At 41.7% G+C, this 20,766-nt stretch carries 24 protein-coding genes; 17 read left to right on the top strand and 7 right to left on the bottom strand.

Going from position 1 to position 20,766, the window contains the following annotated elements; genetic code table 11:
- Window positions 1–31 precede the first annotated feature (31 nt).
- From rplQ to prfA, 6 genes are all read left to right on the top strand, one after another.
- Window positions 32–382: a 50S ribosomal protein L17 gene (gene rplQ / locus ABF638_RS06315; protein WP_094349105.1), complete on the top strand. Its 351-nt coding sequence runs from the start codon at window positions 32–34 to the stop codon at window positions 380–382.
- Between the two features lie 89 nt (window positions 383–471).
- Window positions 472–1,320, top strand: a complete 849-nt coding sequence (truA, locus tag ABF638_RS06310; protein WP_435021244.1) for a tRNA pseudouridine(38-40) synthase TruA — start codon at window positions 472–474, stop codon at window positions 1,318–1,320.
- Window positions 1,321–1,449: 129 nt separating this feature from the next.
- The gene (gene rplM / locus ABF638_RS06305) at window positions 1,450–1,911 is read left to right on the top strand and encodes a 50S ribosomal protein L13 (protein ID WP_012410699.1); all 462 of its coding nucleotides are present in this window, start codon (window positions 1,450–1,452) and stop codon (window positions 1,909–1,911) included.
- Window positions 1,911–2,327, top strand: coding sequence for a 30S ribosomal protein S9 (rpsI, locus tag ABF638_RS06300; RefSeq protein ID WP_012410698.1), 417 nt, complete (start codon window positions 1,911–1,913; stop codon window positions 2,325–2,327). The genes rplM and rpsI overlap by 1 nt, the downstream gene beginning before the upstream one ends.
- A 147-nt stretch (window positions 2,328–2,474) precedes the next feature.
- Window positions 2,475–2,717 (top strand): 50S ribosomal protein L31, encoded by a 243-nt coding sequence (gene rpmE, locus ABF638_RS06295; RefSeq protein WP_069070756.1) that lies wholly within the window; start codon window positions 2,475–2,477, stop codon window positions 2,715–2,717.
- A gap of 103 nt (window positions 2,718–2,820) precedes the next feature.
- Window positions 2,821–3,918 carry a peptide chain release factor 1 gene (gene prfA, locus ABF638_RS06290; protein WP_185583541.1) on the top strand — a complete coding sequence of 366 codons (1,098 nt, stop codon included), beginning with the start codon at window positions 2,821–2,823 and terminating at the stop codon, window positions 3,916–3,918.
- A 9-nt stretch (window positions 3,919–3,927) separates the two neighbouring features.
- Here prfA and ABF638_RS06285 read toward each other — a convergent pair whose 3' ends face one another.
- A complete protein-coding gene (locus tag ABF638_RS06285) occupies window positions 3,928–4,374 on the bottom strand; it encodes a hypothetical protein (protein WP_435021199.1) in 447 nt (148 codons plus the stop codon).
- 240 nt (window positions 4,375–4,614) lie between these two features.
- On the opposite strand from ABF638_RS06285, the gene ABF638_RS06280 reads away from it, so the two are divergent.
- The 10 genes from ABF638_RS06280 to ABF638_RS06235 all read left to right on the top strand — a co-directional run bounded on the left by ABF638_RS06280 (window position 4,615) and on the right by ABF638_RS06235 (window position 12,987).
- The gene (locus tag ABF638_RS06280) at window positions 4,615–4,977 is read left to right on the top strand and encodes a helix-turn-helix domain-containing protein (protein ID WP_012410694.1); all 363 of its coding nucleotides are present in this window, start codon (window positions 4,615–4,617) and stop codon (window positions 4,975–4,977) included.
- 103 nt (window positions 4,978–5,080) lie between these two features.
- The gene (locus ABF638_RS06275; protein WP_435021197.1) at window positions 5,081–5,539 is read left to right on the top strand and encodes a DUF29 domain-containing protein; all 459 of its coding nucleotides are present in this window, start codon (window positions 5,081–5,083) and stop codon (window positions 5,537–5,539) included.
- Between the two features lie 116 nt (window positions 5,540–5,655).
- Entirely contained in the window at window positions 5,656–6,120 is a 465-nt protein-coding gene (locus ABF638_RS06270) for a hypothetical protein (protein WP_435021195.1), read from the top strand.
- A 255-nt stretch (window positions 6,121–6,375) separates the two neighbouring features.
- Entirely contained in the window at window positions 6,376–6,873 is a 498-nt protein-coding gene (locus tag ABF638_RS06265; protein WP_435021193.1) for a hypothetical protein, read from the top strand.
- A 34-nt stretch (window positions 6,874–6,907) separates the two neighbouring features.
- Window positions 6,908–7,753, top strand: a complete 846-nt coding sequence (locus ABF638_RS06260; protein WP_435021191.1) for an Rpn family recombination-promoting nuclease/putative transposase — start codon at window positions 6,908–6,910, stop codon at window positions 7,751–7,753.
- 51 nt (window positions 7,754–7,804) lie between these two features.
- Entirely contained in the window at window positions 7,805–8,116 is a 312-nt protein-coding gene (locus ABF638_RS06255) for a hypothetical protein (RefSeq protein WP_435021189.1), read from the top strand.
- 155 nt (window positions 8,117–8,271) lie between these two features.
- Window positions 8,272–9,957, top strand: a complete 1,686-nt coding sequence (locus ABF638_RS06250) for an ABC-F family ATP-binding cassette domain-containing protein (protein WP_435021187.1) — start codon at window positions 8,272–8,274, stop codon at window positions 9,955–9,957.
- A gap of 221 nt (window positions 9,958–10,178) precedes the next feature.
- Window positions 10,179–11,777 (top strand): 2,3-bisphosphoglycerate-independent phosphoglycerate mutase, encoded by a 1,599-nt coding sequence (gene gpmI / locus ABF638_RS06245; protein WP_435021185.1) that lies wholly within the window; start codon window positions 10,179–10,181, stop codon window positions 11,775–11,777.
- Window positions 11,778–11,927: 150 nt separating this feature from the next.
- The gene (secG, locus tag ABF638_RS06240) at window positions 11,928–12,161 is read left to right on the top strand and encodes a preprotein translocase subunit SecG (RefSeq protein ID WP_012410686.1); all 234 of its coding nucleotides are present in this window, start codon (window positions 11,928–11,930) and stop codon (window positions 12,159–12,161) included.
- A gap of 10 nt (window positions 12,162–12,171) precedes the next feature.
- Window positions 12,172–12,987 carry a peptidase gene (locus ABF638_RS06235; protein WP_435021183.1) on the top strand — a complete coding sequence of 272 codons (816 nt, stop codon included), beginning with the start codon at window positions 12,172–12,174 and terminating at the stop codon, window positions 12,985–12,987.
- 48 nt (window positions 12,988–13,035) lie between these two features.
- On the opposite strand, the gene ABF638_RS06230 is transcribed toward ABF638_RS06235, so the two are convergent.
- The 5 genes from ABF638_RS06230 to deoC all read right to left on the bottom strand — a co-directional run bounded on the left by ABF638_RS06230 (window position 13,036) and on the right by deoC (window position 18,398).
- Window positions 13,036–13,293, bottom strand: a complete 258-nt coding sequence (locus ABF638_RS06230) for a hypothetical protein (RefSeq protein ID WP_435021181.1) — start codon at window positions 13,291–13,293, stop codon at window positions 13,036–13,038.
- Window positions 13,294–13,526: 233 nt separating this feature from the next.
- Window positions 13,527–14,675: a glycosyltransferase family 4 protein gene (locus ABF638_RS06225; protein ID WP_181928671.1), complete on the bottom strand. Its 1,149-nt coding sequence runs from the start codon at window positions 14,673–14,675 to the stop codon at window positions 13,527–13,529.
- A 352-nt stretch (window positions 14,676–15,027) separates the two neighbouring features.
- On the bottom strand, window positions 15,028–16,680 hold the full coding sequence (locus ABF638_RS06220; RefSeq protein ID WP_435021242.1) for an MFS transporter: 1,653 nt from the start codon (window positions 16,678–16,680) through the stop codon (window positions 15,028–15,030).
- Complete coding sequence (gene recO / locus ABF638_RS06215) at window positions 16,667–17,605, bottom strand: DNA repair protein RecO (protein ID WP_435021179.1); 939 nt, start codon at window positions 17,603–17,605, stop codon at window positions 16,667–16,669. Before recO ends, ABF638_RS06220 begins: the two co-directional genes overlap by 14 nt.
- A gap of 112 nt (window positions 17,606–17,717) precedes the next feature.
- Window positions 17,718–18,398, bottom strand: coding sequence for a deoxyribose-phosphate aldolase (gene deoC, locus ABF638_RS06210; protein ID WP_181928673.1), 681 nt, complete (start codon window positions 18,396–18,398; stop codon window positions 17,718–17,720).
- A gap of 166 nt (window positions 18,399–18,564) precedes the next feature.
- Between deoC and ABF638_RS06205 the strand changes: the two genes are divergently transcribed.
- Window positions 18,565–19,542, top strand: a complete 978-nt coding sequence (locus ABF638_RS06205) for a Cfr10I/Bse634I family restriction endonuclease (protein ID WP_435021176.1) — start codon at window positions 18,565–18,567, stop codon at window positions 19,540–19,542.
- A gap of 11 nt (window positions 19,543–19,553) precedes the next feature.
- On the opposite strand, the gene ABF638_RS06200 is transcribed toward ABF638_RS06205, so the two are convergent.
- Window positions 19,554–20,747, bottom strand: coding sequence for a DNA cytosine methyltransferase (locus ABF638_RS06200; RefSeq protein WP_435021174.1), 1,194 nt, complete (start codon window positions 20,745–20,747; stop codon window positions 19,554–19,556).
- Window positions 20,748–20,766: the final 19 nt, after the last annotated feature.

The raw sequence follows: 20,766 nt of genomic DNA, 5'->3' as shown, positions 1-20,766 counted from the left end.
GAAAAACCTTCATAATTCATAGTGCATAATTATGCGTCACCGTTGTCGCGTCAAAAAACTCAGTAAACCAGCCGATCAACGCCGTGCTTTACTGCGATCGCTCGCCACCGAGCTGATCCGTCATGGTAAGATCACCACCACTTTAATTAGAGCGAAAGTTCTCAGAAGTGAAGTGGAAAAAATGATTACCCTAGCCAAAAATGGCTCCTTGTCAGCACGTCGGGAAGCTCTTGGCTATATCTTCGACAAACAACTGGTTCACGCTCTATTTGAGCAAGCTCCAACTCGATATGGCGATCGCCAGGGCGGTTATACCCGCATCCTGCGTACCGTACCGCGTCGGGGTGATAATGCAAAAATGGCAATAATTGAATTGGTTTAAGTCATTTAGTCAAGAGTCATTAGTCATTGGTCATTAGTGAATAACAAAGGACAACTGACAAAAGACAAATGACAAAGGACAAAATCTGTATGTTAGAAAGCCACCAGCCTACACAAACTCATCGAGTAGCCTTGGTAATCCAATACCTAGGCACTCATTTTCATGGCTGGCAACGGCAAAAACAACACCGGACAGTCCAAGAAGAGATTGAAATTGCGATCGCTACTATTCTTGGGCATCATGTAACATTACATGGTGCTGGGCGAACCGATTCTGGAGTTCATGCTGCTGCTCAAGTAGCCCATTTTGAAGCAACAGGTTTTATTCCGCCTCACAAGTGGGCAACAATCCTCAACAGCTACCTGCCGCCAGATATATTAATCAGGGCTTCAGCTAGTGTCGATAACCGTTGGCACGCTCGCTTTAGCGCAGCCTATCGACGGTATCGCTACACAATATATACTGAAGATCGGCTTAACTTGTTTGTAAGACCCTTCAGTTGGCATTATTATTATGCACCCCTGGATGAATCTTTAATCCAAGCTGCCTTGAAACCTCTCTTGGGAAAGCATCACTTAGCTGCTTTTCACCGTGCAGGCTCAAAGCGATCGCATTCCTGGGTAGAGGTGCAAGCAGTAGAGTGTCGTCGCAGTGGGCCATTTCTCCATATTGAAATACAGGCAGATGGATTTTTGTATGGCATGGTACGGCTGTTGGTAGGGATGCTGGTAGAAGTAGGTTCTGGACAACGAACACTTTCTAGCTTCACCGAACTCTGGAAAGAAGAACGCCGGGAAGAAGTGAAATATGCCGCACCGCCTCAAGGCTTGTGTTTGTTGCGAGTCGGCTATCCCGATTTTCCCTTTCCGAAAGAGATTTGGTACGACACCTTGCCAAAGTTCGTCACTAGTCAAGAGTCATTAGTCATTGGTCAATAGTCAATAGTCATTAGTCATTGGTCATTAGTGAATAACTAAGGACAACTGACAAAGGACAAAGGACAAATTAAAAATGACAAAAGACAAATGACTAATGACAAATTAAAAATGACAAAGGACAAATGACAAATGACAACAGTTAAAACATACCTTCCTTCTCAAGCAACCCTTGAGCGTGAATGGTACATAGTAGATGCCACCGATAAACGCCTCGGTCGCCTCGCCAGCGAAATCGCTCAGGTATTGAGAGGCAAAAAGAAACCCGAATATACACCTCATCTCGATACAGGTGACTTCGTAATCGTCATCAATGCCGAAAAAGTAGCAGTCACAGGCAAAAAGCGTACTCAAAAGCTTTACCGCCGACATTCTGGTCGTCCCGGTGGGATGAAAACCGAAACTTTCGCTAAATTGCAAGACCGCATACCAGAGCGGATTTTAGAACAAGCTGTTAAAGGTATGTTACCTAAAAATAGCCTGGGTAAGCAGTTGTTCACCAAGCTGAAAGTTTACGCTGGCCCTACGCATCCTCATGATGCTCAAAAACCTAAAGAACTAAAAGTTAGTACAATTCCTGGAGAAGAAAATTAATGGTAGTCGCAGATGCTAATAGCGGTCGCGCCGTATACTGGGGTACTGGCCGTCGTAAGAACGCAGTAGCACGGGTACGCTTGGTTCCAGGCACAGGTCAACTGACTGTGAACGGTAAAGATGGAAACTTGTATTTCCAATTTAACCCCAACTACCTGGGAGTCATTAAAGCACCCCTGGAAACTCTGGGATTAGAAAACGAATATGACATTTTGGTAAAAGCAGAAGGCGGCGGCTTGACCGGACAGGCTGATTCTGTTCGTTTGGGAGTTGCTCGTGCTTTGTGCCAACTAGACCCAGACAACCGCCCACCCTTGAAAACCGAAGGTTACTTGACTCGTGATCCAAGGGCTAAAGAGCGGAAGAAATATGGTTTACATAAAGCCCGGAAAGCACCTCAGTACTCTAAGCGTTAGGGAATTGGGCATTGATGAAGAAGGTGATAGGTTACAGGGGACAGGTGATAGTTTTCTGTTACCTCTAACCTGTTCCCTTCTTCCTTCTTCTAGCTGCAATTGAACGCTGAAAGTTATAATTTATATAGATTCATCACAAAAAGAACAATGGCTAAAGCTGATATTCACCCCAAGTGGTATCCAGATGCTAAAGTTTACTGCAATGGTCAAGTTGTTATGACCATTGGCTCTACCAAGCCAGAATTGCATGTAGATGTTTGGTCTGGAAATCACCCATTTTACACCGGTACTCAGAAGATTATTGACACTGAGGGTCGAGTAGAGCGCTTCCTCCGCAAGTACGGTATGAGCAGCACTCAAACATCTGGCGACGAACAAGACAAAAAGTAGCGAGTTGGCTCTGCTGTTAACGACGGCCCTGCATCAGCTGGGTCGATTTTCATTTATATGCTCGAGCCAATTTGTTATTTTTTAAGGAGCGATCGCAATCGTCATGGCTGAATCATACTTACTGGACAAACTAAAATCCGTTGAACAAACCTTTAATGAATTAACCCGTCGTCTTGGCGACCCCGATACCGCTAGCAATCCTGATGAGTATCAAGAAATTGCTAAGTCTCGTTCTTCTTTGGAAGAGGTAGTTGATACTTATGAAATTTGGAAAACAGCCCAAGAAGACTTAATCGGAGCGCGTCAGGTTTACAAAGAATCTGCGAGTGATCCAGAGTTGCAAGAAATGGCATCACTGGAAGTAAAAGAACTTGAAGAAAAAATAGAACATTTAGAGTCTCGCTTGAAAGTCTTGCTGCTACCACGCGACCCGAATGATGAAAAGAATATCATGTTGGAAATTCGCGCTGGTACTGGTGGCGATGAAGCAAGTATTTGGGCTGGCGATTTGATGCAGATGTACACCCGCTATGCCCAGACTCAAGGTTGGAAAGTTTCTCTGGTGAGCGAATCTCGTGGAGAAATGGGTGGCTGGAAAGAGGTCATTTTAGAAATTAAAGGTAATGACGTTTATAGCCAGTTAAAATTTGAAGCTGGAGTGCATCGTGTGCAGCGCGTGCCGGCAACTGAATCTGGGGGACGGGTTCATACTTCCACAGCTACCGTGGCGATTATGCCAGAGGTGGATGATGTGGAAATTCACATTGACCCGAAAGATATTGAAATGACTACAGCCCGTTCTGGTGGTGCTGGTGGACAAAACGTCAACAAGGTGGAAACAGCCGTTGACTTGATGCACAAACCAACGGGAATACGCATTTTCTGTACAGAAGAACGCAGTCAGTTACAAAACAAAGAACGGGCCATGCAAATTCTGCGGGCGAAGTTGTATGACATCAAGTTAGGCGAACAACAAGCAGCTGTAACTTCGATGCGGCGATCGCAGGTTGGTACTGGATCGCGATCGGAAAAAATTCGCACGTATAATTATAAAGATAACCGCGCTACCGATCATCGGTTAGGTCAGAATTATTCCCTTACCCCTGTTTTGGATGGTGATTTAGAGACACTTATCCAATCTTGTATATCTCTAGACCAACAAGAACGTCTGGCGGAGTTAGCGACTTCTGCCGCTAACTAATTTTTGCTGTTAAATATCCTGTAAAACCACTTGTTGTACTGTTGCTTTTAACATAGACAGGTGGTTTTCTAATATCGCGTGGAGTGTATCTTCTATTTCACTGGGATAATGATAATAGGCAAATTCGTACTTCATAAGGTAATTTAACTTTGCCCATTCCTTCAGAGTTTCACAGGTATAAATTAGCTTTTCCACTTCTTCTTGCCAACGTGCAAAAATCCGGTAGCTAAAAAAGCTGCTGCATATATTGCCTTTTGCATCCCAGTAGGAAATACACACTTGATGCTTCAGAAGGTGGATTTTTTTGATTTGCTTAACATCGTAGCCTTTAACTTTTAAAGCTTCTTTGGTTTCTGCGTCAGAAATGTTCCACTGTTCTGGTTTAATTTTATTAGTGGCTATAAAGTTTTTACCTTTGCGGCGATATTGGTTAATTTTGCGTGGCTTGCGAAACATGATGCACCTTCGATATTATTTCTTCGCAGCAAAGTCTAGCTACTAGCACAAGCGCCGTAGCAAACTAAGTTTTTTGGGTTGGTTAAAGATAGATGGGTTATTCTACTAGCTTGATGCCTGTAGTTGCAGATTTACAACCAGAGATATAGTTTAGTACTAAAACACAAGGCTGTCAATATAAAAGTAAACTTGTAATATTAAAAGTAGACTTGTAAATAAAGTTGGCTAGCTATATAAGCAGTGAAGATCGAAAGCAAACAAAAACTGATTGAAATCATTAAACTAGCTCGCGGTTCAATGAGTCAGCGAGCATTTGGTAAGCTTTTGGGAGTATCTGCTACTGCTGTTCAGATGTGGGAAAAAGGTGTGAAGGTTCCAGATACAGAAAATTTGGCTCGAATCGCATCGAAAGCAGGCTACACAATGGAAGAGTTAATCAGCTGCATAGATGGCAAGCCAATTCCAGAAACCTCAGATTTGAGTCTGATTCTTAGACAAATCCAGCACATGCCTTTAGCCCAAGTGGCTCAAATCGTCCAAGCTGCCGCAGATAGATTGGCGGCTGTGGCTGAAGCATCCGGGGATGAAGCAAAAGCAAGTTGAATATTAAAATAATTCGTAATTCGTAATTAAGTTTTTTAAGGGCGATTTAGCGCAAAATCAGATCAAAGTAGCTGGTGGTTTCTTGCTGTCAAGGTTCAACTCTATGGACAAACCTTTTTTGTATGACCAAGACTTCTATGGCTGGACACAGCAGCAGGCTAAAGCGTTAGAACAGAGGCTAGTTATGGAACTAGACTGGCAACACCTGCAAGAGGAAATTCAAGCTTTGGGGAGACAGGAGTATCGGGAACTCGTGAGTCGTCTGAGTGTATTACTTGGTCATCTCTTGAAGTGGGAGTATCAACCCGAACAACGTTGTCGCATTTGGTTTTTAACAATTCGAGAACAGCGCCGCGCCATCAATAGGCATTTGCGGCAGAACCCTAGCTTAAAGTCTCGAATAGAAGAAGCTTTGTTAGATGGCTTTGAAGCGGGAGTCGATTTGGCGCTTCGAGAAACTAACTTACCATTACGAACTTTTCCAGAACATTGCCCTTATTTATTTGATGATGCGATCGCAGATAATTTTCTGTGCGATACTCGTCAAGACTGGGAAGGATAATTACTACCATTTTTATGACACTCATTTGTTATTTGGAAACACCTTAAGTAGAATAAAGTGAAATAAATTATATACTTATAAGTTTTACTCCAAGTTAGTTAGATATAGTTACATCTATGAAAGAAGTAATAGAACATGTAAAACAAACTATAGAGCAAAAACAAATACTTTGGGCTTATCCAATTGCACTGAAATTACAAAAATATCACTATAGTTTGGCAATCCAATGGGCAATAGAATGCATACAAATATATTCATCCGAGATTGAATCGGACAAACTCTCCCAGCTTAATAAATATATTCAGCAAGCTTTGTCAGAGCCAAATTTTTTAACTTCTTTACAGTGTAATGAAATTAGTCAAGAAATATGGTATTTGCCTGAAAGGGAAGAAATTCAAACTGCAATAGCTCGACTATGGGGTTCTATGGCAGCTTTTAAAGATGGAGAAGATCGTGGTGGAGTAATGGAAACCACTAGGGCGGTCGAATTAGTATTACCTGATATATACGATCGTCGTCTATTAGATCGATATCTAGAAGCTGCTGTAATAATTTTTGAAGAATACGAATCACAAAACTAGGTGTGTGAATAGTAGAATCCCATTGATTAACCTGGCGATCGCTAATGTTGGATGAGTTAAAGGTTCTGGTAGAAATACGTAATGGCTGCACAAACTAAGTCCGTCTGCGTGGACTCCAGCAAGTCGAAACCCACGGAGGTGGGTTTTGTCTGTATAGCTGCGATTTCTAATCGCCAGTGATAGGGTATTTTACTGGCAGTTAAGGAATAAATGGTTTTAAAATGGTGCAATCTTAAAATATTTAGGGGTGCAGCTATGTCGCTACGCAATGAGCCTTTAGATTGGCAACTTGAAACCGATAATCCTTATATACCAGTTTATCATCAAGGGAATTTGGTGGGATTTTTTAAACCAGAATATGCCAGTGAAATTATTAAAATTTTAAATGAAGAAGAAGTTTTAAAGAAAGCGCTGAAAATGGCTTGTACTGATTTAATTAAAAAAATAGGCGGCGATACCAGAAAAGTCAATTATTTAATGGAAAAATATGTAAAAACTAGTGAACGTCCCAAGCATGGAACTAGAGCGATCGCAGTTTTACTTAGCGATAGGCAAAAAGAGCTTGATTTGAGTAACCAGGAGTTTGCTAAATTCTGCGACACCTTTAAATTATCTCCCACAGAACTGAATAATATTTATGCTGGAGAAGCATTTGATGATAGTTTGTTAGCGCCACTTTCACGTATATTAGGGATGGCAAAAGAGCAATTGCTGAAAGTGCGAGATGGTTCTGAAGAAACAAGTAACACATGAACAGCAAATCAAAATTTTCAAATGATATAAAATTGTGAAAACAGACATCATTTTTTATCGGCTGTTTCAAGAATTTCCTGATATCTTTTTTGAACTTATTGGTAATCCTCCAGAATCAGCTAGCCTTTATCAATTTTCATCAGTTGAAATCAAACAAACAGCCTTCAGAATCGATGGTGTTTTTTTGCCTACACAAGGAAGCGAGAACCCAATTTACTTTGTTGAAGTGCAATTTCAAGCTGATGGGGAAATTTATTCACGGCTAATTGCAGAAATATGTTTATACCTCCGTCAGAATCAACCATCAAATGACTGGGGTGCTGTGGTTTTATACCCAAACAGGAATGTAGATACAGGCAATATCAAACATTACCGAGAGTTTTTCACAAGTGGGCGCGTCAGGCGCATTTATTTGGATGAATTAGGTGAAGGTGCATCGCTTTCAATTGGCATTGCAACTGCTAAATTAGTAATTGCAACCGACGATATAGCGATCGCACAAGCAAGAGAGTTGATAGACAGAACTAAGTCAGAAATAAGTTCACCACCAAAACAGCAGCAATTATTACAATTTATAGAGACTATTTTGGCTTATAAATTTCCCACAATGAGTAGGGAGGAGATGGAGGAAATGTTTGGATTAAGCGAGTTAAAGCAAACCAGATTTTATCAGGAAGCCTTTCAGGAAGGTGTTGAACAGGGTAAGGTTGAAGGCATCGAACAAGGTAAGGTTCAAGGCATTGAACAAGGTAGGGTTCAAGGCATTGAACAAGGTAAACTCAGAGCAGTACCAGCAATGTTGGCAGCCGGGTTGACTGTAGAACAAGTAGCACAGGCGCTAGATTTGAGTGTCGAACAAGTCAGACAAGCCGCGCAGTAGGATTCTTCTGATCAAGGAGTAGAGGAATTGGTGGACTACAACATAGGAACTATGAGTTTCAAAGATACAAAAATTTATCAAGAAGCATTTGAAGAAGGGCGTTTGGAAGGTTTACGGCAATCAGTACCTCGTCTATTAGATTTAGCGTTAACTATTGAGCAAGTTGCGGAGGGATTAGGTTTAACTATAAACCAAGTTCAAAATGCAAAACTCTATCATGATGGCATCCAAATAGGGGAGCGTATAGCCAAATTAAAATTAATACCCACCTTGTTGAAATTTGGGGTGACAGTGGAACAAGTGGCTGAGGCATTTGATTTCAGTGTCGAAGAAGTTAGACAAGTAACACAAAGCCAGCCTTGAGATAGATGTGGTAAATTTTATCCGTGGCTCAAGCCAAATTTGGTTTGCGGCTTCCAAACTTGATCACGACGAATTTATAGTTAATTTTTGTTAATATTAGAGGCGGTGTTAGTACTTCGTCCTCAACCACCCACTCCCTACCTGAGAGAAACTTAATGCTGCGACTAGAACATATAAGTAAAATTTATCCCACAGGCGAAGTTCTCAAAGATATCAACTGGGAAGTTAAACCAGGCGATCGCATTGGCTTAGTCGGTGTCAACGGTGCTGGAAAATCTACCCAACTCAAAATCATTTCTGGGGAAATTGAACCCACCGCAGGCGAAATTATCCGTCCTAATAGCTTACATATAGCCTACCTCAACCAAGAATTTGAAGTAGACCCCACCCGCACCGTTAGAGAAGAATTTTGGACTGTCTTCAAAGAAGCCAACGAAGTACAGTTGTCTCTGGCGCACATACCACAAGAGATGGAAACGGCTAACCCAGAGGAACTGGATCGACTGATCGACAAGTTGGATCGCTTGCAGCGCAAATTTGAAGCCTTGGATGGTTACAACTTAGATGCACGCATTGGGAAAATTTTACCAGAGATGGGGTTTGGGCTAGAAGATGGCGATCGCCTCGTCAGTGCCTTCAGTGGTGGTTGGCAAATGCGGATGAGTTTAGGGAAAATCCTGCTGCAAAAACCCGACTTGTTGCTGCTGGATGAACCGACTAACCACCTAGATTTAGAAACCATTGAATGGTTGGAAAATTACCTCAGAGGGCTGATTACCCCTATGGTAATAGTCTCCCATGACCGGGAGTTCCTTGACCGCCTCTGCAACCAAATTGTGGAAACGGAACGTGGCGTTTCTAGTACCTACCTTGGTAACTACTCGGCATACTTAGAACAAAAAGCCGAAAGTCAATCAGCACAACTGAGTGCTTACGAACGCCAACAGAAAGAATTAGAAAAACAGCAAACCTTTGTTGATAGATTTCGCGCCAGTGCTACCCGCAGTACCCAGGCAAAAAGCCGAGAAAAGCAACTCGACAAAATCGAGCGCATTGAAGCACCCGTTGGTGGTATGAGAACTCTCCACTTCCGTTTTCCCCCTGCACCCCGCAGTGGACGCGAAGTAGTGGAAATTAAAGATTTAACTCATCTTTATGGTGAGAAAATCCTATTTTTATCAGCAAATCTGCTAATTGAAAGAGGCGATCGCATTGCTTTTCTTGGCCCCAACGGTGCTGGGAAATCTACCCTGCTGCGCGTCATCATGGGTATGGAACCACCAACAGAAGGTATTGTTCAATTAGGGGATCACAACGTTATTCCCGGTTACTTTGAGCAAAATCAAGCTGAAGCTTTGGACTTGAAGAAAACTGTCATGGAAACTATCCATGATGAAGTTCCAGACTGGGATAATCAAGAAGTTCGCACGCTTTTGGGACGCTTCTTATTTACTGGTGATACTGTATTTAAGGCAGTTGGGGCATTAAGTGGAGGAGAAAAAGCTCGTCTGGCGTTGGCAAAAATGCTCTTACGTCCCGCGAACTTACTAATTCTAGATGAGCCGACAAACCACCTAGACATTCCGGCGAAAGAAATGCTGGAAGAAGCGCTTAAAAACTATGATGGTACGGCAATTGTAGTTTCCCATGACCGCTACTTTATTTCTCAAGTAGCAAACAAAATAGTCGAAATTCGTGATGGTGAATTCCGCGTTTACTTAGGAGACTATCATTACTATCTCCAGAAAATTGCCGAAGAAAAAGAACAAGCAAAATTAGCTGCGATCGCTGCTGAAAAAGCTGCTAAAAAAGCTGCAAAAGCTTCTACCAAAAAGAAATAAGATATTGAATACGGACTTAGTAGTAGTGATAAAAGGCTACTACTAAGTAATCACTTATTATTAGCGATCGCCGACATTACAGAAAAATTGCTAAAGTTTAAAAAATTATTCAAAAAACTGCAAGTCTTTCATAAAAGAAATTAATAAGCAAAAATTCACTTGCGGCGTGGTTTAGCAGTGGTATCATTCGGGTATTACAAAAAGTAAAGGGCAATTTTACTATGACCAAAGCACCTGTTGCTCCTGTGGTGCTAGTCATTTTAGACGGATGGGGCTACTGCGAGGAAAAGCGAGGAAACGCTATTGTTGCTGCTAAAACTCCCATTGTGGATAGTTTATGGACAGCTTACCCGCACACTCTCATCCGCACATCAGGAAAAGCCGTAGGGTTGCCAGAAGGTCAAATGGGCAACTCGGAAGTAGGTCATTTGAATATTGGTGCTGGGCGAGTTGTACCGCAAGAACTGGTACGCATCTCTGATGCAGTCGAAGACGGTTCTATTGCCTTAAACCCAGCACTTGTCAAAATTTGCCAGGAAGTTCGTTCTCGGAATAGCAAGCTACATCTAGTCGGGCTTTGTTCTGAGGGAGGGGTACATTCGCATATCACCCATCTATTCGGACTACTTGACTTAGCCAAAAACCAGCAAATTCCAGAAGTTTGTATTCACGCTATCACCGATGGTCGTGACACCGCCCCTACTGACGGTGTAAAAGCAATCACACTGCTGCAAGATTATATAAACCGCACAGGCATTGGACGCATAGTCACCCTCAGCGGTCGCTACTACGCGATGGATCGCGATCATCGCTGGGATCGAGTAAAACGCGCCTACGACGTGATGACCCAAGATGGTACAGGTGATAATCGCACGGCTGTGGAAATCTTGCAAGAATCTTACGCCGAAGGGGTAAAAGATGAATTTATCAACCCCATCCGAATTGCACCAGGTGCAATAGAACCAGGGGATGGAGTGATATTTTTCAACTTCCGCCCCGATCGCTCCAGACAACTGACTCAGGCTTTGGTCAGTCCCACATTTAATGGTTTTGAAAGACAGCAAATCACACCACTGTCTTTTGTCACGTTTACGCAGTATGATTCAGACTTACCCGTGGCTGTAGCCTTTGAGCCGCAAAATCTCAGTAATATTCTGGGAGAAGTCATAGCCAATCACAGTCTGAATCAGTTTCGCACCGCCGAAACAGAAAAATATGCCCATGTCACCTATTTCTTTAATGGTGGTCTGGAGGAACCTTTTGTTGGAGAAGATCGGGAATTAGTAAGCAGCCCAATGGTAGCGACTTACGATCATGCCCCAGCGATGTCAGCAGCAGCAGTTACAGATGTAGCGATCGCAGCGATTCAAAAGGGTATATATTCCCTAGTTGTGATTAACTATGCCAATCCAGATATGGTAGGGCATACTGGTCAAATCGACGCTACGATTACAGCAATTGAAACAGTTGATCGCTGTTTGGGACGCTTGTTAGAGAGCGTTATCAAAGCCGGCGGTACAACAATTATTACTGCCGATCATGGCAACGCTGAGTATATGCTAGATGATGGGGGTAATCCCTGGACAGCCCACACCACTAACCCAGTCCCCTTTATATTGGTAGAAGGCGAGAAAGTCAAAATCCCTGGATATGGTACAAATGTCGAACTGCGAAGCGATGGCAAGCTATCCGACATCGCCCCCACGATTCTAGAGATTTTACAGCTGCCTCAACCACCAGAAATGACAGGGCGATCGCTGCTGAAAACAGCAGATTATGAGCTACAACGCACTCGCACCCCAGTGCAAGTAGGACTGTAAAATAGTTCTGAGTGCTGTTAGCGGTAGCGGGGCGTTTAGCCCGTGCTGAGTGCTGAGTTAGGAGTTTTTAGTAAACTCCTAACTTTTGAATTCTGAATTCTGACTCCTGACTTCTGTTTTTTGAAACTTTTTATAAAAGAGATTCCTACCATGACAGCTACTAATATAGTGCAAGGCATTTGGGCATTTTCCGCCACTGGTTTGATTATCTTGGTTTTACTGCATAGCCCCAAAGGTGATGGCATTGGAGCGATTGGCGGGCAAGCCCAGCTATTTAGCAGCACCAAAAGTGCAGAAAACACTTTAAACCGAATTACTTGGGCTTTGACAGTAATTTTTCTTGGTTTAACAGTAGTTTTAAGTGCTGGTTGGCTGCCTAAATAAGGATAGGTAAATGGGGAAAAGAACCCAACACCCGATACTTAACACCCTAATAAATTTAATTTCACGACGGTTAATGACAGCTCTTGCCTTCTTTCTTGGCACAGGGCTGTTAATCGTTTTTACTAATTTCCAGTCGAGTCACGGGTTTACAATAACACCAAACTATGCATACTCAGATTTAATAATCTCTCTCCCTCCATCATCTTCCCCAAAACCACATCCCTTACCGCCCACACTCGCACAGTGGCAAGATAGCACTAGCAGTGGTGACTACTTCTCTCAAGTCACAACAACCAAAGTAGGTTATTTAGTCTGGTCGCAATTTCCCATTCGAGTTTACGTAGAACCACCAAGAGCCATCAGCAAAAAACAAGCTCAAGTATGGGTTAACGGTGTCTTACAGGGTGTACAGGAATGGATTACTTATTTACCTTTGACAATAGTCGAACAGCCAGAAATTGCTGATATTACGATCGCGCGAAAAGCGCCACCTCTACAAATTTCCCCTGGTAGTAATATAACCCGTGCGCGATCGGCACAAACTACTTACGAGTTATACACCAGCAACAAAGTTTTATCCCACCGCTTCACCATCTTATTAAGCCCCAGTCAAACAGGTGAGTATCTCATTGCAGCTAGCCGCCACGAATTTGGCCATGCACTGGGAATTTGGGGTCATAGTCCGCTACAAACTGATGCTTTATACTTTTCTCAAGTTCGTAACCCGTCGCCTATTTCTGCCAGAGATGTAAATACTCTAAAACGGGTTTATGAACAGCCAACCAGTTTAGGATGGTCTTTAGTGGATAATTCAAAGATTAATTGATCGATAAGTAATACCCTACCGTCTGTCAGTAATCCAAGTCTCTCGCTGTTACCCCTGAATAGACTGTACAATTCCAAACCTTTCCTCAATTTTGCGTGGCAGAGTGTGTGTCCCAAAGATGTAAACGCAATCTTCTTCTGGTTGATTTGTCAAAACACGAACTCTGGCTTCGTTATCTTGTAAACGCTTTATGAAAATAGATGCACAAATTTCAACATCTTCAGGAATCTCATATACTTCCTTTGAAAAGGTGAATCTCTTCTCCAAACTATTTGCAATTTGGTCAATAACGTTTTCTTCAGGCAACGGATTTGTGAAGCAATAAACGTATGTTCAGCAGCACTTTCCATCTTCTAGCTGCTCTAAGTCAGGGATATTTTTCACCTTTATCTGACTTGCGTGATACTTCATTTTGTTAACTTTAGATAGCCTTGTAAAACTGGTAATATAATCGTTAGTTAGGTATTTGTATTTTACCCGATCGCACTCATTGATTACCATCTGAGAATTTAGAGTGCGATCGCACTTCTTCTCTTTCCCTACGCTCTGCGACTTAGTGGTAGAGGTCGCTGTGCTAAAACTTCTTTATAAAGTTCTTCGAGCAGAGTAATATTTTTACTAAGGGTATAGCGGTCTAATACACGCTGTCTGGCTTTTTGCCCCAGTAAGGTTGTTAACTCTGGATGGTCTTGCAATACTGGCAAAAGGGTTCTTAATTGCGATCGCGCTGTTTTGGTACTAATAACTACACCTGCGCCCTTTTCCAATACTTCTCCATCAGCACCCACGTCTGTTGCTAAACAAGCCAACCCACATGACATTCCTTCTAATAGAGATAGGGATAAACCCTCTACCAATGAAGGCAAAACAAATACATCTGCGCCCCGCAAAATTTCGATGCGTCGGTCTTCATCGGCGACAAATCCTAACCAGATAATGCCGTACTCTGAACCATAAAACGGCTCTAAAGAAGATTTCAAAGGCCCGTCGCCAACAATTAGCAACTTACTACCAGGCGCCATTGCCGACTGCTTCCAAGCGCGGAGGAGGGCTTCAACATTTTTCTCTGGGGCTATGCGACCCTGATAGACAAATAAGCGTTCGGCTTTAAATTCTGCTTTGACTTGAGAAAATCCTGGAGAATACTTGGCGGTATCAACACCGTTGGGAATTACAGCAATATTTTCTTCCCGCACGCCCATTCGTGCCAATAATTCCCGCTGAATTTGGGAAAATACTATCACGCGATCATAGTTAACTAAAAAAGGCGCGTAGAGCTGATAAGCCAAAAGTTGTGTTCCCGATATCAGTTTTGCCCCCTTCCCAGCAAACGGTGTGTGAAAAGTGGCAATTAGGGGCAATCTCAGTTCCTCACAGATTTCTGGTAGAACAAAGTCTAGAGGAGATAATGTCAAGGAAGCATGGACTACATCTGGCTTGATTTCCCGCAGTGAATCGGTTAAAAGTTTGGTCGCTTTAAAAGTGGGAATTGTATAAACCTGTGACTTGTAAATGAAAGGCAGGGAAACCTCTCGAAGATTTGGCCAATTGTCAGGTTCAGACTCTTCCTGGGCAAAGTGAAGAAAGCTAACTTGATGTCCCCTATCTAGCAAGGCATTTGTAATTTCTCGACTGTAGGTGACATTGCCGCAAAAGGGTGATTTTTTTCCAATCCAGGCTATACGCATTCTTTATTTAGCTGTAAGAAAAGCGGGTTTAATATATTACTTGTATGATTTTTGTGATTTTTCTTTTATCTAGCTATACTTGCTGGTTTTTATTTATTAAAAATTCCCACAATACTCTAGTTTAAAAAGCTTATTCTAAGCTGATTAAACCAATGGATTTATGGCTTTATTTATTCTACTTATAAGTTGTTAATCTCTGATATTTAAACAACTTATTCTGACTAATGTCAGACTCATATCCGGCAAGTATGTGATAAATTTTCACTGGACATAGTTTACCATGAACACAAAAGCTTTAAGTAAATTATTAATTACATCAAGGTAATGAATAATAACTCCTGTTAGCTGATAACTACTTGTGTGAGTTATACCAGGTTAATATACCTCCTGAAAAGACGATCGCAGCTAATCCCAAAAAAACTACCTGTAATCCCAGAAAGGTTTCTGCAACACCAGCTAATGCCAAAGGTAAGGAAAGGGCAATATTAATTACATTGTTCTGCAAGCCAAAAACTTTACCACGCATTTCTGGAGGTGTTTCTGTTTGGATTGCGGTTTGCATAGGAATTCCCACTAGTGCCCCAAAGATACCCAATAGCGCCACTAGTAACAAAACTAGCCATAGTTGGGTTGTAAATATTGATAGACCAATCAGGGATGCTGCCATGCCCATACAACCGTATAGACTTAGTTGGGTGTATGAGAAGCGTTGACCAAATTGACCGAGAATTGTTGCTCCAGCCGCGATGCCAACACCGCCAGCTGCTAGTAAAAAGCCAAACTGTGAGGCTTTCATATTGGGAATTATTTCTGCCATGCGAACAGCTAGAACTGTTAATGCTGCAAAGACAGAAAATAAGATAATCAGTTGAAGCAGAGCATTGCGGACGCGATGATTTGCTTTGAGATAAGCAAAACCGTCCCGCAAGTCAGAGAATACGTGAGGGAATTCTGTATCGGGGTGGTGGTGTTTTTCCTTAGTTGCCAGGAGGAACAAAATTAGTCCAGCGATCGCATAACTGCCACCTACTAAAAGTTCTTTGCCCAAACTACCACTACCACCAATTTGCAGCCAAAGTCCATCTGCGATCGCTAACAACGGTTCTCCAACGGCAAACCCAACAATCACCGATGCCATCATCGTTGTTGTGTAAAGCGAATTAGCCGAGAGTAAATGCTGTTCTTCTACGATTAAAGGAATTGCCGCCTGTTCTGCCGGGGCAAAAAACTGTGTCAAAGTCGAAACTAAAAAAGTCACACCCAAGATGATTACAAAACCCACGGGTAGCACTCCTATGGGTTTCCAATCATGAGTCAACCACACCAGAAAGGGAATTGACAAAACCAGGATGCCGCGCCAAATATTCGTTGCTACCAGCACAGCTTTTTTTGACCAGCGATCGACAAACACGCCAGCAACGGAACCAAACAAAACAGCTGGAATAGTAAAAGACATCATCAAGACTGATACCCAACCACTAATACTCTGATTGCTTCCTTGAAACTGAGTATTAATCAAGGCAATCATCAAGACTAAATAAACTTTATCTGCTAGTTGAGAGAAAACTTGACCACCCCAAAGAGCCAAGAAATTAGGATTTTTCAATACAGGTAAAAATCCTAGCTGTTTTACATTCCCTGCAATAGCTTCTCCACCTGAACCAGATCCATCTGATTTCGGTGGTTCTTTTTCTGAGACAGTCGCTACTGGCAAATTCTGCCCATTGCGATTGCCATTGCTATCTGCTTCAGCAGTGGTTAATTTGTTTTCAGATTGTGTTTCTGATTGACTTGGAAGATCAGTTTTTGGGATCTCCGCTGTCCAACTTTGGTCGTTTTTAGAAACGTCTTTTGGAGACATTTCTTGTCCATCTATTTGACTAGGTGTACACTTGGGAATGGCACTCAAGTGATTCCTGACTGTAGGATCTGATACCCTATTCTGTTTTTTGGCGAGGCTTGGTGACAAAGGTAGGATTTTTTTATCCAAATCAGACGGTTGCATCATGGTTGGCAGCAAAATAAGAGTCGATCAAGGTAGCAGAGCGAATAGGGCGACCTAATTGATACTGAGCATACTGGCGCAAAATCTGCTCAACAGATAACCAGTCATGATCTCTAGCACCATCAATTTGCATTATCTCTGGTTGTGACAGATGTTGAAGCAAAGCCAGTTCCATAGCACCTAGACGGCAAGAAATCACAGGTATTTCTTGCCGATGCACAACAACTGTTTGGGCATTGGGCATTGGGAATGGGGCATGAGGCACAGGGAATTGGTTATTAATCTCCCCCTGCTCCTCTGCTCCCCTGCTCCTCTGCCCCTCTGCCCTCATTTCCCTTAGCAAACGTTCCCTAGCTTCTAAGGAAACTGTTCCACCCGCAGGTATACTAAATCCTACCTGCCAGTTGGGGTTTGTAAAATCTGGCTTAATGGGGCGCCCAGATATGCAACAGATTTGCACTTGCGGCGTCAGTCCTGCTAAGGCTAAAAGGTGAAACACACCATGAGCTAGATGAGCCAAAACACCAAATTGATTTACACTAGACACCGCCTCTAAGCGATGAAGATGTTCATTGAACAAATCATAAAGTTCTTCTTGGGGTTGTTCGCTCAAAGCTTCACACAGAACTATTTCTGCTAAATATTGACTGGCAGCCAGTTTTCCCAAATCTTTAGCTAAACCAGGATAAGTTTTTAACGTCTGTGCTTGAGTAATCCTATCAAGCGATCGCCCTTTCGCAATCAATAGTTCATTCACAACAAACATCCCACTCCTACCGCCCAGGCTGGAGTTGTGCTTACGTGACCCTGGAGCCACTGCTCGAATCAGACCGAATTCACGTGTCAAAATCGTGACTATTTTATCCGATTCTCCCAATGCCTGAGTTTTAAGATTAATACCAGTTGCTTTGTAGGTTCTACTCATTAGTCATTAGTCATTAGTCACTAATCATTAGTAGTTATTAGTCATTAGTCCTTTGTCATTTGTCATTAGCTTTAAGACAAATGACAAATGACAAAGGACAAAGGACAAATGACTATTCACCTTTTCCCAGGTTATCGCGCTGGCGGATCAAATCGATACCGCGAGATGTGCCTAATCTAGTAGCACCCGCTACAATTAACTCTAGAGCTTGATTGATAGTACGGATACTACCCGAAGCTTTAATTCCCACCCTTTCTTTTGCCAATTCCCGCAAAAGTCGTACATCTGCCACTGTTGCACCACCATTCCAACCTGTACTAGTTTTTAAGAATGCTGCTCCTGCCTCCATAGCTATTTCAGCAGCTATTTTTTTCTCCGCATCTGTCAACAGGTTGGTTTCCAAAATTACCTTGACCGTTTGCCCAGTCTCTTCGCAAATTTCGGCAATTTCCCGGTGGACTTCTTCAGTTTTGCCAGCTTTCAACCAGCCCAAATTCATTACCACATCCAACTCAGTGGCCCCACTATCCACCGCTTCTTGAGCCTCATATAGTTTCACTGCTGAAGTTGTCGCACCAGAAGGAAAGCCAATCACCGTACAGACTTTCGGGTTCTTACCGTGGAGAAGTTCAACTGCTTGCTTGACATGAGCGGGGAACAGGCAAACCGCCGCAAAATTGAATCTGTATGCTTCTTCACACCATTGCTCAACCTGCTCTGGAGTAGCCGTTGACGTTAACAGAGAGTGATCGATAAATGGCGCAATATCAATGTCTGGATAGTCTGCTGCCATCGTGTCTTCTGCCAGTGATTGATTATTAAACTTTATAAAAAATTAAAACATTTCTTATATATATATATTAAACCACATTTATTACGAGTTTATCCTGAAAACAATCTGCTGAGTTGCCTTGAATATCAGCTTTACAGATATCCCGGAACTACTATAAGTATTTAAGTTGACATTAAGTGGTAATAAGGTTAGGAAGGTAAAATCTTCTTGGCAAGAATATTTATTTGCCAAAAATTTTTCCCTTACTTATCTGAAAAACAAGAAAATGCTTAATGACACGGTATGGTTTACAGAAATATCAAATGGCAAATTTCGCATTAACAGCAGAGCTATCTACAGAAATTTATCTTCTGAGATAGTGACTAAATTAGCTCAAAACTTATCGGTTAGTGAGATTTTAGACTGGATCAAAAACGAAACAATTAAAGCTTTTAGAGAAAAGTACTCACAGAATCCCCAAGTCGGCGCTCTCAACAAGGCCATAGGAGGATGGAACGAGTTAATAGCAACTAGCTTATTGTCTGAAATTATCTTTGATCTTAATAAAGAAACTGGTATGTGTATTGCGGCTTTTTCTATGCCTAATTCAAAATTACAATTAGAAGGAATTGATGAAGCATATTCAAATTTTTTAAACTTATTTACCAAAGATAGTTTTGCTAATGTAAATAATTCTTTATCAAAAACTCAACCATTTAAAGACAAAATTTTTATGCCTAGTCCAGATTATATTATAGTTGTTATTGAAAATGAGGTAATTGTGCCCAGGATTAACTCACTTTTACAGCAACAGGCAATAAATCCAGATAGTTTAGTACTCTATAATTTTTTGAAGGGAAAACTACATATAGAAGAAGTTAAAGCAGCAGTTTCTCTCAAAACTTCAAATCGTCCAGATAGGCGTTATCAGCCTTTATTTGAAGCAGCTATGATTAAAGCTATTGCTTATGTATTACAACGAAGTTGGAAATACTACATGGTTGTCAGTGAGCTAACCCCTGCTGATAGAAGAATATTTAGTACAGCAATTGCACCTCATAGTGTGGCACTAGAACAGACTTTTCATCTGGTAGATGGTACATACCCATATACAAGGAAAGCAGATTTAGTGCCGTTAGTTGCAGCGGCTATTGAACATTACTGAGTTCTATAGCTTTAACTAAAAATCAATGGTAACTCCAATTGTTTGATTTCATTTTCAGAATGGTATTCTTTAGTTATTAAGAAGTCAAAAATAGTTTTAGCTAACGCCTTCGATGCCAAATATGGAACACCATTTCCAATAGTTTTAAACATATTAGTGAGCGACATATTCTCTGGAAGTACAAAATTTTCAGGCAAGGATTGTATGGCTAAAGCTTCCGCCACAGATATTCGCCGGATTTGATAGGGATGCAAATGTACTTCATTATTTCCATAGCAAGCTGTCGGAGAGTAACGCCATCTGTGCAGACGCTTGAAAGATTTTTTAGAATCATCTCCTTCATCAATAGCAGCAAATTTTGTGATACCTGCTCTTGGTTGAAAACAGTTTTCAGCATTGGGGTGCTGAAGCACATTATTTTTTCTAAACCAGTATTCAACTGTTAACTCTTGAGGGATGCCATCAGGACAAGGAATGATGGAATTTTCTTGGAATGGATCACACTTACGCCAAGGGTAAGCGAAAACATTTTCTTGAGGATATAAAATATAATTTTTCCAAGGAAAACATCTCTCAGTTAGTAACTGTTCAGTACATAATTTTATCCCTATATCCTTAAGAAAATTATTTTTGAAACCTATTAGAATAATTCTTTCTCTATCCTGCGGTACACCATATTCAATAGCATTAATTAACCGCTCTGTTAATATATATCCTGCTTCCTGTAATTGTTGCTTAAGCGATTCAAAAAATAAACGGTGTTTTGTTGTTTTCCATAAACCCTTAACGTTCTCAAACAAAAAGAAATCTGGAAGATTGTGGCAAATTAATTCAACGTAAGAAGCAGAAAGCTTGCCATTATCTCCTAAACGTCCTCTATTTTTCCCACCAATAGAAAAATCAGGACAGGGAGGTCCACCGATGAAACCAATTGTCTTATGAGATTTGCGGCAATCTTTGACTAATTCTTGAAGGCGTTGTGCTTCTTTCCCAGCGATAAGTTTTGTTACATCTGCTGCTTCACCGTGATGATATCCATATTCAGGCGATCGTATTTTCAGAACTTCCCGTGAATGGCGATAGGCAGCGATGAATGGAGGGAAAATTTCATTGACATAAACGATATTAAAACCGCTGGCTTCAAAACCTAAATCTAGGAAACCTGAGCCAGCAAAAAAAGAGAAAATACAAGGGCGATCGCTCATTGAATGACTAGTATCATAA

This window comes from Nostoc sp. CALU 1950 (assembly GCF_051172895.1).
In the GTDB taxonomy this organism is placed as follows: Bacteria; Cyanobacteriota; Cyanobacteriia; order Cyanobacteriales; family Nostocaceae; genus Nostoc; species Nostoc edaphicum_A.
This window is presented reverse-complemented; position numbering and strand designations above follow the sequence as displayed.

Bases quoted from the DNA above. Each gene is read 5' to 3' on its own strand.
- rplQ (WP_094349105.1), top strand. From the start codon at position 32: ATGCGTCACCGTTGTCGCGTCAAAAAACTCAGTAAACCAGCCGATCAA.
- truA (WP_435021244.1), top strand. From the start codon at position 472: ATGTTAGAAAGCCACCAGCCTACACAAACTCATCGAGTAGCCTTGGTA.
- rplM (WP_012410699.1), top strand. From the start codon at position 1,450: ATGACAACAGTTAAAACATACCTTCCTTCTCAAGCAACCCTTGAGCGT.
- rpsI (WP_012410698.1), top strand. From the start codon at position 1,911: ATGGTAGTCGCAGATGCTAATAGCGGTCGCGCCGTATACTGGGGTACT.
- rpmE (WP_069070756.1), top strand. From the start codon at position 2,475: ATGGCTAAAGCTGATATTCACCCCAAGTGGTATCCAGATGCTAAAGTT.
- prfA (WP_185583541.1), top strand. From the start codon at position 2,821: ATGGCTGAATCATACTTACTGGACAAACTAAAATCCGTTGAACAAACC.
- ABF638_RS06285 (WP_435021199.1), bottom strand. From the start codon at position 4,374: ATGTTTCGCAAGCCACGCAAAATTAACCAATATCGCCGCAAAGGTAAA.
- ABF638_RS06275 (WP_435021197.1), top strand. From the start codon at position 5,081: ATGGACAAACCTTTTTTGTATGACCAAGACTTCTATGGCTGGACACAG.
- ABF638_RS06270 (WP_435021195.1), top strand. From the start codon at position 5,656: ATGAAAGAAGTAATAGAACATGTAAAACAAACTATAGAGCAAAAACAA.
- ABF638_RS06265 (WP_435021193.1), top strand. From the start codon at position 6,376: ATGTCGCTACGCAATGAGCCTTTAGATTGGCAACTTGAAACCGATAAT.
- ABF638_RS06255 (WP_435021189.1), top strand. From the start codon at position 7,805: ATGAGTTTCAAAGATACAAAAATTTATCAAGAAGCATTTGAAGAAGGG.
- ABF638_RS06250 (WP_435021187.1), top strand. From the start codon at position 8,272: ATGCTGCGACTAGAACATATAAGTAAAATTTATCCCACAGGCGAAGTT.
- gpmI (WP_435021185.1), top strand. From the start codon at position 10,179: ATGACCAAAGCACCTGTTGCTCCTGTGGTGCTAGTCATTTTAGACGGA.
- secG (WP_012410686.1), top strand. From the start codon at position 11,928: ATGACAGCTACTAATATAGTGCAAGGCATTTGGGCATTTTCCGCCACT.
- ABF638_RS06235 (WP_435021183.1), top strand. From the start codon at position 12,172: ATGGGGAAAAGAACCCAACACCCGATACTTAACACCCTAATAAATTTA.
- ABF638_RS06225 (WP_181928671.1), bottom strand. From the start codon at position 14,675: ATGCGTATAGCCTGGATTGGAAAAAAATCACCCTTTTGCGGCAATGTC.
- ABF638_RS06220 (WP_435021242.1), bottom strand. From the start codon at position 16,680: ATGCAACCGTCTGATTTGGATAAAAAAATCCTACCTTTGTCACCAAGC.
- recO (WP_435021179.1), bottom strand. From the start codon at position 17,605: ATGAGTAGAACCTACAAAGCAACTGGTATTAATCTTAAAACTCAGGCA.
- deoC (WP_181928673.1), bottom strand. From the start codon at position 18,398: ATGGCAGCAGACTATCCAGACATTGATATTGCGCCATTTATCGATCAC.
- ABF638_RS06200 (WP_435021174.1), bottom strand. From the start codon at position 20,747: ATGAGCGATCGCCCTTGTATTTTCTCTTTTTTTGCTGGCTCAGGTTTC.